The following is a 13,881-nucleotide window of genomic DNA, read 5'->3' on the forward strand; positions in this document are numbered from 1 at the left end:
TTGATCTCACGAGCCGCCTCGTAACCCTTTCGCGATTTTGCAGGCGGTTTCAGCGCAAATGCGAGGCTCTTCCCAGCCAGCTGTCCCAGTCTTTCCACACCGGCTGTAGGCCCTGTGCAGCCAGTGCTTCCGCCACCGCTTCGGGCCGTCGTCCGTCGTGAGGCGTAAACTGTTCCAGTTCCGGGCGATCGTCCGCGTAACCGCCCGGCTGCGTTTTGGAAAAGGCGCTGACGTTGTTGATCGCCAGCGGGATCGCGCGGTCGCGAAACGCCGGGGATTCACGCGTGGAGAGCGACAGTTCCACTTCCGGCGCGAACAGGCGAAAGGCGCATATTGTTTGCACCAGCTGGCGCTCATCCATTATCGAGGCAGGTTCAACGCCTCCCGTACACGGACGCAGCCGCGGGAACGAGATGGAATAGCGGCTTTGCCAGTAGTTCTGCTGTAGCCACAGCAGATGCTCCGCCACCATATAGCAATCCACCCGCCAGCTGTCAGACAGACCGATAAGCGCGCCCAGCCCAATTTTGTCGATGCCGGCGCGCCCCAGCCTGTCCGGGGTTTCCAGCCGGAAAAAGAAATCCTGCTTCTTCCCTTTCAGGTGATGCCGGGCATAAGTCGCCTCATGGTAGGTTTCCTGATAAACCATTACGCCGTCCAGCCCGAGGGTTTTCAGCTCCGCGTACTCTTCCTGCGACAGCGGCTGTACTTCCATCTGCAATGAGGCAAATTCGCGGCGAATGGCCGGAAGATGCTGGCGAAAATAGTCCATTCCCACTTTGCTCTGATGTTCACCCGTCACCAGCAAAAGATGTTCAAATCCCATTTCACGAATAGCGTCACACTCGCGGGCGATCTCATGCTCATCCAGCGTTTTACGCTTAATGCGGTTGCTCATGGAGAAGCCACAGTAGGTACAGTCGTTGGCGCACAGGTTAGAAAGATAGAGCGGCACGTAAAAGCTCACCGTGTTGCCAAAGCGCTGGCGGGTAAGGCGCTGAGCGCGCTGCGCCATCGGCTCCAGGTATGTGCTGGCTGCCGGAGAAAGCAGGGCCATCAAATCCTCGCGGGTCAGATGACGGGCTGTTAACGCCCGCTCTACGTCCGCAGAGGTTTTACTGTTGATGCGTAAGGCAATATCGTCCCAGTGAAGCTGACGCCAGCGATCGGTAAAGGTAGCCATCAGAGCGCCTCCAGAAAACCGGTCAGCGGGCTCGTAGCCTGTGCATGAAGGCTGCGCGAGCCTGGACCGGACTGCCGTGCCAGCAGACCGGACTCCACCGCAAGGCGGAACGCGCGCGCCATCATCACCGGATCGTCGGCCACCGCAATCGCGGTATTGACCAGCACCGCATCGGCGCCCATTTCCAGCGCCTGCGCGGCGTGGCTGGGTACGCCGATGCCCGCATCCACCACCACGGGCACGGTAGCCTGCTCAATAATGATCTCCAGCATTGCGCGGGTTTCCAGCCCCTGATTAGAGCCAATGGGCGCCCCCAGCGGCATGACGGCGGCGCAGCCGATCTCTTCCAGACGCTTGCACAGCACGGGATCCGCGCCGCAGTAAGGCAGAACGGTAAACCCCTGCTGTACCAGCTTTTCTGCGGCTTTCAGGGTCTCGATCGGGTCCGGCAGCAGCCAGCGCGCATCCGGGTGAATTTCCAGCTTCAGCCAGCGGGTGCCGAGCGCTTCCCGGGCCAGCTGTGCGGCGAAAATCGCCTCCTCGGCCGTTTTCGCACCGGAGGTGTTAGGTAAGAGCGTCACGCCTGCCTCCAGTAGCGGCGCAAGTATGGCATCGTTGTGCTGGCGCAGATCCACGCGCTTCATCGCCAGCGTCACCAGCTGGCTGCCGCTTTCTCGGATGGCATCCACCATCAGCTGCGGCGAGGCGAACTTTCCGGTTCCGGTAAACAGATGTGAATCAAAGACTTTATCGGCAATACGTAACATCTCAGCCCCCTGCGATAACCTGAAACAGCAGGATCTGGTCGCCTTCATTGACCTGCTGACGTTCCCACTGCTCGCGCGGCAGGATCTGTTGATTGAGCGCCAGCGCCGTTCTCGGCTTCAGCTGGCGCAGCGTGTCGAGCAGGGCGGCAACGGTGAGACCGTCGTCGCACGTCATCGGCTCATCGTTAAACAGAATGCGCATTGCGGCCTCCGCATACCGGGCAGTGGCTGGCGCGGCTTAACGCCAGATGGCGCCAGCCGCCGGAACGGGCGTCGAACAGCCGGAGCGTGTTGCGCGCTGTCTCCATGCCGCTGAGCAGCTTGATGGCCTCCAGTGCCTGAAGGGTACCCATCACGCCCACCACCGGGCCAAGAATGCCTGCCGTGCGGCAGTTACGCTCCGGTTCAGCCTCGTCCGGCCACAGGCAGCGGTAGCAGCCCTGCGCCCACGGCGGCGTAAGCACCATTATCTGCCCGCCGAAACCGACCGCGCTGGCGGTGATCAGCGGCGTGTTCTGTGCAACACAGGCCGCGTTGATGGCCTGACGCGTCGCCATGTTGTCCGTGCAGTCCAGCACCGCGTCGGCAAGGGCAACTTCGCGTTGCAGCTCGTCCCCGCTAAGCCGCGTCTGGAGCGCAACCAGTTCGATATCGGGGTTAAGCTGGTTCAGCCGCTGGCGCGTAACCTGCGCCTTAGGCTGGTTAACATCTTCTGTCGTGAAGAGGATTTGCCGTTGCAGGTTGCTGAGGTGTACTTCATCGTCATCGGCCAGTACCAGCGTACCCACGCCCGCACCGGCCAGATACAGCGCGGCGGGGGCGCCTAATCCGCCCAGGCCGACAATCAGTACCCGGCTGGCGAGCAGCTTTTGCTGCCCGTCAATGGCGATATCCTCCAGCAGGATCTGGCGGCTGTAGCGCATAAAATCACGATCTTTCATCGCCTGCTCCTGCCAGTTGTAAAAGCCGTGCGGTGGCGGCCTGCCAGTCTGCCGCCTGGGTGATAGCGCTGACGACGGCGATACTGCCGACGCCGGTTTCCAGCACGGCGGGCGCACGTTCAAGGCTGATTCCACCGATGGCGACGGTAGGATAATCGGCAAGGCGCTTAACGTGCGCCGCCAGCTGCGTCAAACCCTGCGGGGCAGACGGCATCTGCTTGGTTTGCGTCGGGAAAACGTGACCGAGGGCGATGTAAGAGGGGCGGGCCGCCAGCGCTACATCGATCTCCATGTCATCGTGTGTTGAAACGCCAAGGCGCAGGCCAGCCTGGCGGATGGCGTTCAAATCGGTGGTTTCCAGATCTTCCTGCCCCAGATGGACGCCGTACGCCCGGTGCTTGACGGCCAGCCGCCAGTAGTCGTTGATAAACAGGCGAGCAGTGTAGCGATGCCCCAGCGCGATGGCGGCGGCGACGTCGGCCTCCACCTCTTCATCGCGCTTATCCTTGATGCGCAGCTGGAGGGTGCGAACGCCGGCCTCCAGCAGGCGGGCGATCCACTCCACGCTGTCCACCACCGGGTAAAGCCCTAAGCGGAAGGGCACGGAGGGAAAATCGGGCTGGTACATTACGCCTCCTCTTTTTTGAGGTAAATTTCGCCACCTCTGGCGCGGAAGGTTTCCGACATGTCCGCCATACCGACTTCAATGGTCTGCGCAGCGGCGTAGTCCCGCACCTCCTGGCTGATTTTCATCGAGCAGAATTTTGGCCCGCACATGGAGCAGAAGTGCGCCACCTTGCCCGACTCCTGGGGCAGGGTTTCATCGTGATAGGCGCGGGCGGTAAACGGATCCAGCGCCAGGTTAAACTGGTCTTCCCAGCGGAATTCAAAGCGCGCTTTGGACATGGCGTTATCGCGGATTTGCGCGCCCGGATGGCCTTTCGCCAGATCCGCCGCGTGGGCGGCAATCTTGTAGGTAATCAGCCCCTGCTTCACGTCCTCTTTGTTGGGCAGGCCGAGGTGCTCTTTCGGCGTCACGTAGCAGAGCATGGCGCAGCCGAACCAGCCGATCATCGCCGCGCCGATCCCGGAGGTGAAGTGGTCGTAGCCCGGTGCGATATCGGTGGTCAATGGCCCCAGAGTGTAGAACGGCGCTTCGTGGCAGTGTTCCAGCTCCTCGGTCATGTTGCGGCGGATCATCTGCATCGGCACGTGGCCCGGGCCTTCAATCATCACCTGCACGTCATACTCCCAGGCGATTTTGGTCAGCTCGCCCAGGGTGTGCAGCTCGGCAAACTGCGCCTCGTCGTTGGCGTCGCGGATGGAGCCCGGACGCAGGCCGTCGCCCAGCGACAGGGAGACGTCGTACGCGGCGCAGATTTCGCAGATCTCGCGGAAGTGCTCGTAGAGGAAGTTTTCCTGATGATGGGACAGGCACCATTTCGCCATGATGGAGCCACCGCGTGAGACGATGCCGGTCAGACGTTTCGCCGTCATCGGCACGTAGCGCAGCAGCACGCCCGCGTGAATGGTGAAGTAGTCCACGCCCTGTTCCGCCTGCTCCAGCAGCGTGTCGCGGAACGCTTCCCAGGTGAGGTTTTCAGCAATGCCGTTGACCTTCTCCAGCGCCTGGTAAATCGGGACGGTGCCGATCGGCACCGGGCTGTTACGCAAGATCCACTCGCGGGTTTCGTGGATGTAGCGGCCAGTGGAGAGGTCCATCACCGTGTCCGCGCCCCAGCGCGTGGACCAGACCAGCTTTTCCACCTCTTCTTCGATGGACGAGGTGACGGCAGAGTTGCCGATGTTGGCGTTGACCTTCACCAGGAAGTTGCGGCCGATAATCATCGGCTCCGATTCCGGGTGGTTGATGTTGGCGGGGATAATCGCGCGCCCGGCGGCCACTTCATCACGCACAAACTCCGGCGTGATGTTTTCCGGCAGGCGGGCACCAAAGCCTTCGCCCGGGTGCTGGTGGCGCAGTACTTCACTGCGGATGCGCTCGCGCCCCATGTTTTCACGGATGGCGATGAACTCCATCTCCGGCGTGACGATCCCCTGGCGCGCGTAGTGCAGCTGGGTGACGCATTTGCCCGCTCTGGCGCGTTTTGGCGTCAGCAGGCCGGTAAAGCGCAGCTCGTCCAGGCCGTCGTCGGCCAGACGTTCTTTGGTGTACGCAGAACTGCGCACGCTCAGCTCTTCGCAGTCGTTACGCGCGTCAATCCACGGCTGGCGCAGCTTTGCCAGACCCTGCTGCACGTTGATGGCGACAGAGGGATCGCCGTACGGGCCGGAGGTGTCATACACTGGCACGGCTTCGTTGTCTTCATACTGCGGGTTCTCTTTGCTGCCGCCGATAAGCGTCGGGCTGAGCTGGATTTCGCGCATCGGCACGCGGATATCGGCCTGTGAACCGGTGATGTAGATGCGTTTCGAGTTCGGGAAAGCGGTGCCTTCCAGGGTGTCGATGAAGCGTTGCGCGTGTTCGCGCTGTTCGCGGCGGGTCAGTTTTGTTGTAGACATAGCTCATTCCAGAAGTGAAGGACATGGCTTGTCAGACGACGGATGAAGCAAGAGGAGATCGCCCCAGGGGCGATACAACAGCAGCGTGACTCTTGTTCCCTTCGCAGGTATTAACCTGATCAGGTTCCGCGGATCCCGAATTAACGGTCTCAGCCCGTGCTTACACACTGGGCACTCCGACAAGAAAAATCCCCCTCCGCAGAGGGGCGACTGGTTGTAAATTACTCGTTAACGATTAAGAACTCAAGCAGGGCGCACAACGTTATCGCTGTTGCTGATATTCAGGTTGTTATCCAGCACGAGGGCGATGAGCTTGTCTTCCAGCGTGAATCGCTCTTCCAGCGCTTCGCCCAGGTCGGACAGCGCCTGCTGGAACTCAAGATAGTTATCGTGATCGATAGCGTTCTCAAGCGTGGAATCGTAGTAGTCCATGATCTTCTGGGTGTTGGCTTCCAGCTGCGGACAGAGTTTGCTGGCCGCTAAATACGGCGTTGTCCCTTCCATTTCGCGGATAATGCGTTCATAAATGTTGAAATGGCCGTCGGAGAGGTAGTCGACCAGGCTCTGACAAAAATCATCCAGCGCTTTTTCATTCAGCCGCATAAAGGATTCTTTGCCAGGCTTAAGACCGACCAGATTGTAATACGCCACAAGGAGATGCTTGCGCACATGTAGCCAGCGATCCACCAGGGTGTTACTTCCTCCAACGCGCTCAGTCAGGCTTTCCAGCTGGTTTAACATGGTCGACTCCATAAGGTTTAGAATGGGATCTGCTTATCCAAAATGTAACCACAATGCTAACAACATGTCAGTGAAGCGAAGGTAGTGCAATAGATATGGATCGTATTATTGAAAAATCAGATCTGGGTTGGTGGATCGTCAGCCACGAACAAAAATTATGGCTGCCCTCAGGAGAGCTGCCCTACGGTGCCGCGGAAACGTTCGATCTGGTGGGCCAGTCCGCGCTGAAGATCGGCGAGTGGCAGGGCGATCCCGTGTGGTTGATCCAGCAGGCGCGCCGTCAGGATATGGGATCCGTACGTCAGGTGTTAGATCTGGACGTCGGCCTGTTCCAGCTGGCGGGGCGCGGCGTACAGCTGGCGGAGTTTTACCGCTCGCACAAATACTGCGGTTATTGTGGGCACACCATGCACCCAAGCAAAACCGAATGGGCGCTGCTCTGCGGTCACTGCCGTGAACGCTACTATCCGCAAATTGCGCCGTGCATCATCGTCGCCATCCGCCGTGATGATTCCATCCTGCTGGCGCAGCATACCCGTCATCGCAACGGCATTCATACCGTCCTCGCCGGGTTCGTGGAAGTAGGCGAAACGCTGGAGCAGGCGGTGGCGCGCGAGGTGATGGAGGAGAGCAGCATCAAGGTGAAGAACCTGCGCTACGTGACCTCCCAGCCGTGGCCGTTCCCGATGTCCCTGATGACCGCGTTTATGGCGGAATACGACAGCGGCGAGATTGTTATCGACCCGAAAGAGCTGCTGGAGGCGAACTGGTACCGCTACGACAATTTACCGCTGTTACCCCCGCCGGGAACGGTGGCGCGTCGCCTGATAGAAGATACCGTGGCAATGTGTCGGGCCGAGTATGAGTAGTGTTACACTGACGGCCTGACGCAATAAGGAACTGCAAAATGACCGAACTGAAGAACGATCGTTATCTGCGTGCGCTGCTGCGCCAGCCCGTTGATGTCACCCCGGTGTGGATGATGCGCCAGGCGGGACGCTATCTGCCAGAGTACAAAGCCACGCGCGCGCAGGCGGGCGATTTTATGTCGCTGTGCAAAAACGCCGAGCTGGCCTGTGAGGTGACGCTCCAGCCGCTGCGCCGCTTCCCGCTGGATGCCGCCATTCTCTTTTCGGACATTCTTACCATTCCGGACGCGATGGGCCTGGGGCTCTATTTCGAAACCGGCGAGGGCCCGCGCTTCACCTCCCCAATCAAAAGCAAAGCCGACGTCGATAAGCTGCCGATCCCCGATCCGGAAGGCGAGTTGGGCTACGTGATGAACGCCGTGCGCACCATTCGCCGCGAGCTGAAAGGCGAAGTGCCGCTGATTGGCTTCTCAGGCAGCCCGTGGACGCTGGCCACCTATATGGTTGAAGGCGGCAGCAGCAAAGCCTTCACCATGATTAAAAAGATGATGTACGCCGAACCGCTGGCGCTGCATGCGCTGCTCGACAAGCTGGCGAAGAGCGTCACCCTCTACCTCAACGCGCAGATTAAAGCGGGCGCGCAGTCGGTGATGATTTTCGACACCTGGGGCGGCGTGCTGACCGGACGTGATTATCAGCAGTTCTCCCTGTACTACATGCACAAAATCGTCGATGGCCTGCTGCGTGAAAACGACGGTCGCCGCGTGCCGGTAACGCTGTTCACGAAAGGCGGTGGCCAATGGCTGGAAGCGATGGCGGCCACCGGCTGCGACGCGCTGGGCCTCGACTGGACCACCGATATTGCCGATGCGCGCCGTCGCGTGGGCGACAAAGTGGCGCTACAGGGCAACATGGATCCATCCATGCTCTATGCTCAGCCTGCCCGCATCGAAGAGGAAGTGTCGACTATACTGTCTGGTTTCGGCCAGGGTGAGGGCCACGTCTTTAACCTCGGCCACGGCATTCATCAGGATGTGCCGCCTGAACACGCAGGCGTATTTGTGGAGGCGGTGCATCGGCTTTCTGCCCAGTATCACAAGTAAGGAGTGGTTATGGATCTCGCGTCGCTACGCGCTCAGCAAATCGAACTGGCTTCATCGGTGATCCGCGAGGATCGTCTGGATAAGGATCCCCCGCAGTACATTGGCGGGGCGGACGTCGGGTTTGAGCAGGGCGGGGAAGTGACGCGGGCGGCGATGGTGGTGCTGAAATACCCGTCGCTGGAGCTGGTGGAGTACAAGGTGGCGCGTATCGCCACCACCATGCCCTATATTCCCGGCTTTCTCTCCTTCCGCGAATACCCCGCGCTGCTGGCCGCGTGGGAGCAACTCTCGTTAAAACCTGACCTGCTGTTTGTCGATGGGCACGGTATCTCCCATCCGCGCCGCTTAGGCGTCGCCAGCCACTTTGGTCTGCTGGTGGACGTGCCAACCATCGGCGTGGCGAAAAAACGCCTGTGCGGCGCGTTTGAGCCGCTCTCTGCCGAACCGGGCGCGCTGGCGCCGCTTATCCATAAAGGCGAGCAGCTGGCGTGGGTCTGGCGCAGTAAAGCGCGCTGTAATCCGCTGTTTATCGCCACCGGGCACCGGGTGAGCATGGACAGCGCGCTGGCGTGGGTGCAGCGCTGCATGAAGGGCTATCGATTACCGGAGCCAACCCGCTGGGCTGACGCCGTTGCCTCTTCACGTCCGGCATTCATTCGTTGGCAGGAAATTCAGCCGTGATTCAGGTAAACTGCGGCTAATTTTCGATTCGAGACATCATCATGTTACAAAACCCGATTCATCTGCGCCTTGAGAAGCTGGAAAGCTGGCAGCACGTGACGTTTATGGCTTGCCTGTGCGAGCGCATGTATCCCAACTATGCCGCGTTCTGTAAGCAAACGGAGTTTGGCGAAGGCCAGATTTATCGACGTATCCTGGATTTGATCTGGGAGACGCTGACGGTGAAAGACGCAAAGGTGAACTTCGATTCACAGCTCGAAAAGCTGGAAGAGGCGATCCCGGCGGCGGACGATTACGACCTGTATGGCGTTTATCCGGCTATCGATGCCTGCGTGGCGTTGAGCGAGCTGATCCACTCCCGTCTGAGCGGTGAAACGCTGGAGCACGCCATTGAAGTCAGTAAGGCATCCATTACGACCGTCGCGATGCTGGAAATGACGCAGGAAGGCCGCGAAATGACCGACGAAGAGCTGCGTGCTAACCCGGCGGTTGAACAGGAATGGGACATTCAGTGGGAGATTTTCCGCCTGCTGGCAGAGTGTGAAGAGCGTGATATTGAGCTGATCAAAGGGCTGCGCGCGGACCTGCGTGAGGCCGGTGAGAGCAATATTGGTATAATTTTTAACCAATGAGACAACAAAACGTGATTTAACGCCTGTTTTGTCACTCCTCGACTCTTCCCTTTCGCCCCCCGTCTGGTCTACATTTGGGGGGCGAAAAAAAGTGGCTATCGGTGCGTGTATGCAGGAGAGTGCTTTTTTGGCATTTTCGTCGCACTCGATGCTTAGCAAGCGATAAACACATTGAAAGGATAACTTATGAACAAGACTCAACTGATTGATGTAATTGCGGACAAGGCTGATCTGTCTAAAGTGCAGGCTAAAGCTGCTCTGGAATCTACCCTGGCTGCTATTACTGAGTCTCTGAAAGAAGGCGATGCTGTACAACTGGTTGGTTTCGGTACCTTCAAAGTGAACCACCGCGCTGAGCGTACTGGCCGCAACCCGCAGACCGGTAAAGAAATCAAAATCGCCGCAGCTAACGTGCCGGCATTTGTTTCTGGTAAAGCACTGAAAGACGCAGTTAAGTAAGACGCGTGGCAGTGAACAGTTTTAACGAAGGGGCGGCAACGCCCCTTTTGTCATTCTGGCGTGGAACACTCGCGCTGGCAGGCGTACTGTTGCTGTCTGCCTGTAGCCATGATTCCTCACTCCCCCCGTTTACCGCCAGCGGCTACGCTGACAACCAGGGCGCGGTCAGGATCTGGCGCAAAGATTCCAGCGATGAAGTCCATATGCTTACCGCGTTCAGCCCGTGGCATAACGGCAACACCTCGACCGCAGAGTACCGCTGGCAGGGCGATGCGCTGTCGCTGATTGAACTGAACATCTACAGTAAGACCCCCGAACACGTGAAGGTGCGTTTCGACGACCACGGCGAGCTGAGCTTTATGCAGCATGAAGTCAGCGGGTTAAAACAGCAGCTTTCCAGCGATCAGGTTGCCCTTTACCGCTACCGCGCCGAACAGCTCCGTCAGACCAGCGACGCGCTGCGTCAGGGCCGCGTGGTGCTGCGCCAGGGGCGCTGGCATGCCGATGGCACGGTGACCACCTGCGAAGGGCAGACGGTGAAGCCTGAGCTTGAATCCTGGGCAACCGAACACATTCAGCGCCGTCAGCGGCATTCGTCTATGGAAGTGAGCGTGGCGTGGCTTGAGGCGCCGGAAGGCTCTCAGCTGCTGCTGGTGGCGAACGAAGACTTCTGCACCTGGCAGCCGACAGAGAAAAGTTTTTGATTTAAGTTCCCTCTCCCTTGAGGGAGAGGGTTAGGGTGAGGGGGAAATTACTCTCCCTGCTCCCGCGCAATGGCACGATAACCGATATCCTGACGGCTAAAGCTGCCGTCCCAGTGAATATCCGCCATCAGCGCATAGGCGCGTTTTTGCGCTTCTGCCACGGTCTGGCCCAGTGCGGTTGCACACAGCACGCGGCCGCCGTTGGTCAGCACGCGGTCGTCGTCAGCCAGCTTTGTCCCGGCGTGGAACACCTTCGCGCCGTCAATCTCTTCCAGCGGCAGGCCGTGGATCTCATCTCCGGTGCTGTAATTCCCCGGATAGCCACCCGCAGCAATCACCACGCCCAGAGACGCTCGCTCGTCCCACTCTGAGGTTTTCTCGTCCAGCTTGCCTTCGCAGGCCGCCAGGCACAGATCCACCAGGTCGGATTTCATGCGCAGCATGATCGGCTGGGTTTCCGGATCGCCAAAGCGGCAGTTAAATTCGATCACCTTCGGGTTGCCCTGCTTGTCGATCATCAGGCCTGCGTAGAGGAAGCCGGTATAGGTGTTACCTTCCGCCGCCATGCCCTTCACGGTAGGCCAGATGATGCGGTCCATGGTGCGCTGATGCACCTCATCGGTGACAACGGGAGCAGGGGAGTAAGCGCCCATCCCGCCGGTGTTGGGGCCGGTATCGCCATTGCCCACGCGCTTGTGATCCTGGCTGGTGGCCATCGGCAGAACGTGCTCGCCGTCGACCATCACGATAAAGCTCGCCTCTTCGCCGTCGAGGAATTCTTCGATCACGATGCGGTGGCCCGCATCGCCAAAGGCGTTGCCTGCCAGCATATCCTGGACTGCCGCTTCGGCTTCTTCGAGCGTCATCGCCACGATAACGCCTTTCCCGGCGGCCAGACCGTCGGCTTTGATGACAATCGGCGCGCCTTTTTCACGCAGGTAAGCCAGCGCGGGCTCGACGTCGGTGAAGTTCTGATACTCCGCCGTCGGAATGTTATGACGCGCGAGGAAATCTTTGGTGAAGGCTTTTGAGCCTTCCAGCTGCGCGGCACCTTCCGTTGGGCCGAAGATTTTCAGGCCAGCGGCGCGGAAAGCGTCTACGACGCCAATCACCAGCGGCGCTTCCGGGCCAACGATGGTCAGATCGATCTTCTCGGTCTGGGCAAAGCTCAGCAGCGCCGGGATATCGGTTACGCCGATGGCGACGTTTTGCAGCGCGGGTTCCAGCGCCGTACCGGCGTTACCCGGCGCCACAAAGACGGTTTCCACCTGCGGGGACTGCGCCGCTTTCCACGCCAGCGCGTGCTCGCGCCCGCCATTACCAATCACTAATACTTTCATTTTCTGCTCCGGGAATTAATGGCGGAAGTGGCGCATGCCGGTAAAGATCATTGCGATGCCGTGTTCGTCGGCAGCGGCAATCACCTCGTCGTCGCGGATAGAACCGCCAGGCTGGATCACACAGGTGATGCCCACCGCAGCCGCGGCGTCGATACCGTCACGGAACGGGAAGAAGGCGTCAGAGGCCATGGCGGAGCCTTTCACTTCCAGGCCTTCGTCGCCTGCTTTGATACCGGCAATTTTCGCAGAGTAAACGCGGCTCATCTGGCCTGCGCCTATCCCGATGGTCATGTTCTCTTTGGCGTAGACAATGGCGTTAGACTTCACGAACTTCGCCACTTTCCAGCAGAACAGCGCGTCGCGCAGCTCCTGTTCGGTTGGCTGACGTTTGGTCACCACGCGCAGGTCGGCTTCTTTAACCATACCCAAATCGCGATCCTGAACCAGCAGACCGCCGTTCACGCGCTTGAAGTCCAGGCCCGGCACGCGTTCCGCCCACTGACCGCAAACCAGTACGCGCACGTTCTGTTTTGCCGCAGTGATTTTCAACGCTTCTTCTGATGCGGACGGCGCGATGATGACTTCGACAAACTGGCGGGAGATGATGGCCTGCGCGGTTTCGGCATCCAGCTCGCGGTTGAAGGCGATAATGCCGCCGAACGCGGAGGTCGGGTCGGTTTTGTAGGCGCGATCGTAGGCATCCAGAATAGAAGTGCTTACCGCAACGCCGCACGGGTTGGCGTGCTTGACGATAACGCAGGCCGGCTCGCTGAACTCTTTCACGCATTCCAGCGCGGCGTCGGTGTCGGCAATGTTGTTATAGGAAAGGGCTTTGCCCTGAACCTGCTGGGCGGTCGCAACGGAGGCTTCTTTTACCTCTTCTTCTATATAGAAGGCAGCCTGCTGATGGCTGTTCTCACCGTAACGCATATCCTGCTTCTTAATGAAGTTCAGGTTCAGGGTGCGCGGGAAGCGGCCAGAGGGATCTTTGCTTTCACCGTGGTAGGCAGGCACCAGGCTACCGAAGTAGTTGGCGATCATGCTGTCGTACGCGGCGGTGTGTTCGAACGCCTTAATCGCAAGGTCGAAGCGGGTTTCGAGAGTGAGGGAGCCGTCGTTAGCATCCATCTCATTAATAATGGCGCTGTAGTCGCTGCTCTTCACCACGATGGCCACATCTTTATGGTTCTTCGCCGCGGAGCGCACCATGGTTGGGCCGCCGATATCAATATTCTCAACCGCATCTTCCAGAGAGCAGCCTTCGCGGGCGACGGTCTGGGCGAACGGGTAGAGATTAACAACGACCATATCGATAGGCGCGATATCATGCTGTTCCATAATGCCGTCGTCCTGACCGCGACGGCCCAGAATGCCGCCGTGCACTTTCGGATGCAGGGTTTTGACGCGTCCATCCATCATTTCCGGGAAACCGGTGTAGTCGGACACTTCGGTTACCGGCAGACCTTTATCTGCTAACAGGCGAGCGGTACCGCCTGTAGAAAGCAGCTCCACACCCCGTGCGGAAAGTGCCTGAGCGAATTCGACGATACCGGCTTTATCAGAAACACTGAGCAGAGCGCGGCGGACTGGACGACGTTGTTGCATGGTAAATCCCCTGGATTTCACGATTACAGAGAGCGTTAGATGAATTTTCCAGCGAAAAACTCATCTAACACACCTGACGAGGCCTCCTTGTTAAGCGCGAGCATTTTAACGAAAACGTTTGCGCAACGCTCGCATATTTTCACTTTTTCGAAGTGCTGTGGATAACTCTGTGTGTAAAAGGGTATAAGGCGGGGTTTTGCTGGGGAATGCAGCAGTCAGTCATTTTTCTGTCATTTAGCGGTTGCGGCCTGCGGAGAACTCCCTATAATGCGCCTCCATCGACACGGCGGATGTGAATCACTTCACGGACAACCCGGTCGGTTGAAGAGAAAA

General features: G+C 59.0%; 15 protein-coding genes and 1 riboswitch. Of the genes, 6 read left to right on the forward strand and 9 right to left on the reverse strand.

Annotated elements, in window-relative coordinates:
• Nucleotides 1–49: 49 nt before the first annotated feature.
• The 7 genes from thiH to rsd form a co-directional block, all read right to left on the reverse strand.
• Complete coding sequence (gene thiH, locus IM300_RS21705; RefSeq protein WP_193038300.1) at nucleotides 50–1,183, reverse strand: 2-iminoacetate synthase ThiH; 1,134 nt, start codon at nucleotides 1,181–1,183, stop codon at nucleotides 50–52.
• The gene (thiG, locus tag IM300_RS21710; RefSeq protein ID WP_193038301.1) at nucleotides 1,183–1,950 is read right to left on the reverse strand and encodes a thiazole synthase; all 768 of its coding nucleotides are present in this window, start codon (nucleotides 1,948–1,950) and stop codon (nucleotides 1,183–1,185) included. Before thiG ends, thiH begins: the two co-directional genes overlap by 1 nt.
• Before the next feature lies 1 nt (nucleotide 1,951).
• On the reverse strand, nucleotides 1,952–2,152 hold the full coding sequence (thiS, locus tag IM300_RS21715) for a sulfur carrier protein ThiS (protein ID WP_193038302.1): 201 nt from the start codon (nucleotides 2,150–2,152) through the stop codon (nucleotides 1,952–1,954).
• The gene (thiF, locus tag IM300_RS21720) at nucleotides 2,136–2,891 is read right to left on the reverse strand and encodes a thiazole biosynthesis adenylyltransferase ThiF (RefSeq protein ID WP_064910945.1); all 756 of its coding nucleotides are present in this window, start codon (nucleotides 2,889–2,891) and stop codon (nucleotides 2,136–2,138) included. Before thiF ends, thiS begins: the two co-directional genes overlap by 17 nt.
• Nucleotides 2,878–3,519 (reverse strand): thiamine phosphate synthase, encoded by a 642-nt coding sequence (gene thiE, locus IM300_RS21725; RefSeq protein ID WP_107534452.1) that lies wholly within the window; start codon nucleotides 3,517–3,519, stop codon nucleotides 2,878–2,880. The genes thiF and thiE overlap by 14 nt, the downstream gene beginning before the upstream one ends.
• On the reverse strand, nucleotides 3,519–5,414 hold the full coding sequence (thiC, locus tag IM300_RS21730) for a phosphomethylpyrimidine synthase ThiC (RefSeq protein WP_063450075.1): 1,896 nt from the start codon (nucleotides 5,412–5,414) through the stop codon (nucleotides 3,519–3,521). The genes thiE and thiC overlap by 1 nt, the downstream gene beginning before the upstream one ends.
• A gap of 79 nt (nucleotides 5,415–5,493) precedes the next feature.
• A riboswitch (TPP riboswitch) is annotated at nucleotides 5,494–5,603 on the reverse strand.
• Between the two features lie 54 nt (nucleotides 5,604–5,657).
• Nucleotides 5,658–6,155: a sigma D regulator gene (gene rsd / locus IM300_RS21735; protein ID WP_193034202.1), complete on the reverse strand. Its 498-nt coding sequence runs from the start codon at nucleotides 6,153–6,155 to the stop codon at nucleotides 5,658–5,660.
• A 95-nt stretch (nucleotides 6,156–6,250) separates the two neighbouring features.
• On the opposite strand from rsd, the gene nudC reads away from it, so the two are divergent.
• From nudC to IM300_RS21765, 6 genes are all read left to right on the forward strand, one after another.
• Complete coding sequence (gene nudC, locus IM300_RS21740; RefSeq protein WP_088204570.1) at nucleotides 6,251–7,024, forward strand: NAD(+) diphosphatase; 774 nt, start codon at nucleotides 6,251–6,253, stop codon at nucleotides 7,022–7,024.
• A gap of 38 nt (nucleotides 7,025–7,062) precedes the next feature.
• Nucleotides 7,063–8,127: a uroporphyrinogen decarboxylase gene (gene hemE, locus IM300_RS21745; protein WP_028015107.1), complete on the forward strand. Its 1,065-nt coding sequence runs from the start codon at nucleotides 7,063–7,065 to the stop codon at nucleotides 8,125–8,127.
• A gap of 9 nt (nucleotides 8,128–8,136) precedes the next feature.
• Nucleotides 8,137–8,808, forward strand: a complete 672-nt coding sequence (gene nfi, locus IM300_RS21750; protein ID WP_193038303.1) for a deoxyribonuclease V — start codon at nucleotides 8,137–8,139, stop codon at nucleotides 8,806–8,808.
• Nucleotides 8,809–8,849: 41 nt separating this feature from the next.
• A complete protein-coding gene (locus IM300_RS21755) occupies nucleotides 8,850–9,440 on the forward strand; it encodes a YjaG family protein (RefSeq protein WP_022646712.1) in 591 nt (196 codons plus the stop codon).
• A gap of 186 nt (nucleotides 9,441–9,626) precedes the next feature.
• The gene (gene hupA, locus IM300_RS21760; RefSeq protein WP_002445246.1) at nucleotides 9,627–9,899 is read left to right on the forward strand and encodes a nucleoid-associated protein HU-alpha; all 273 of its coding nucleotides are present in this window, start codon (nucleotides 9,627–9,629) and stop codon (nucleotides 9,897–9,899) included.
• 11 nt (nucleotides 9,900–9,910) lie between these two features.
• Entirely contained in the window at nucleotides 9,911–10,603 is a 693-nt protein-coding gene (locus IM300_RS21765; RefSeq protein WP_028015109.1) for a DUF1481 domain-containing protein, read from the forward strand.
• Between the two features lie 47 nt (nucleotides 10,604–10,650).
• On the opposite strand, the gene purD is transcribed toward IM300_RS21765, so the two are convergent.
• Together purD and purH are read right to left on the reverse strand one after the other, a co-directional pair.
• Complete coding sequence (purD, locus tag IM300_RS21770) at nucleotides 10,651–11,943, reverse strand: phosphoribosylamine--glycine ligase (RefSeq protein ID WP_107534456.1); 1,293 nt, start codon at nucleotides 11,941–11,943, stop codon at nucleotides 10,651–10,653.
• Nucleotides 11,944–11,958: 15 nt separating this feature from the next.
• Entirely contained in the window at nucleotides 11,959–13,548 is a 1,590-nt protein-coding gene (gene purH, locus IM300_RS21775; RefSeq protein WP_193038304.1) for a bifunctional phosphoribosylaminoimidazolecarboxamide formyltransferase/IMP cyclohydrolase, read from the reverse strand.
• Nucleotides 13,549–13,881: the final 333 nt, after the last annotated feature.

Source organism: Enterobacter cloacae complex sp. I2 (assembly GCF_014896205.1).
GTDB lineage: Bacteria > Pseudomonadota > Gammaproteobacteria > Enterobacterales > Enterobacteriaceae > Enterobacter > Enterobacter quasihormaechei.

Bases quoted from the DNA above. Each gene is read 5' to 3' on its own strand.
- thiH (WP_193038300.1), bottom strand. From the start codon at position 1,183: ATGGCTACCTTTACCGATCGCTGGCGTCAGCTTCACTGGGACGATATT.
- thiG (WP_193038301.1), bottom strand. From the start codon at position 1,950: ATGTTACGTATTGCCGATAAAGTCTTTGATTCACATCTGTTTACCGGA.
- thiS (WP_193038302.1), bottom strand. From the start codon at position 2,152: ATGCGCATTCTGTTTAACGATGAGCCGATGACGTGCGACGACGGTCTC.
- thiF (WP_064910945.1), bottom strand. From the start codon at position 2,891: ATGAAAGATCGTGATTTTATGCGCTACAGCCGCCAGATCCTGCTGGAG.
- thiE (WP_107534452.1), bottom strand. From the start codon at position 3,519: ATGTACCAGCCCGATTTTCCCTCCGTGCCCTTCCGCTTAGGGCTTTAC.
- thiC (WP_063450075.1), bottom strand. From the start codon at position 5,414: ATGTCTACAACAAAACTGACCCGCCGCGAACAGCGCGAACACGCGCAA.
- rsd (WP_193034202.1), bottom strand. From the start codon at position 6,155: ATGTTAAACCAGCTGGAAAGCCTGACTGAGCGCGTTGGAGGAAGTAAC.
- nudC (WP_088204570.1), top strand. From the start codon at position 6,251: ATGGATCGTATTATTGAAAAATCAGATCTGGGTTGGTGGATCGTCAGC.
- hemE (WP_028015107.1), top strand. From the start codon at position 7,063: ATGACCGAACTGAAGAACGATCGTTATCTGCGTGCGCTGCTGCGCCAG.
- nfi (WP_193038303.1), top strand. From the start codon at position 8,137: ATGGATCTCGCGTCGCTACGCGCTCAGCAAATCGAACTGGCTTCATCG.
- IM300_RS21755 (WP_022646712.1), top strand. From the start codon at position 8,850: ATGTTACAAAACCCGATTCATCTGCGCCTTGAGAAGCTGGAAAGCTGG.
- hupA (WP_002445246.1), top strand. From the start codon at position 9,627: ATGAACAAGACTCAACTGATTGATGTAATTGCGGACAAGGCTGATCTG.
- purD (WP_107534456.1), bottom strand. From the start codon at position 11,943: ATGAAAGTATTAGTGATTGGTAATGGCGGGCGCGAGCACGCGCTGGCG.
- purH (WP_193038304.1), bottom strand. From the start codon at position 13,548: ATGCAACAACGTCGTCCAGTCCGCCGCGCTCTGCTCAGTGTTTCTGAT.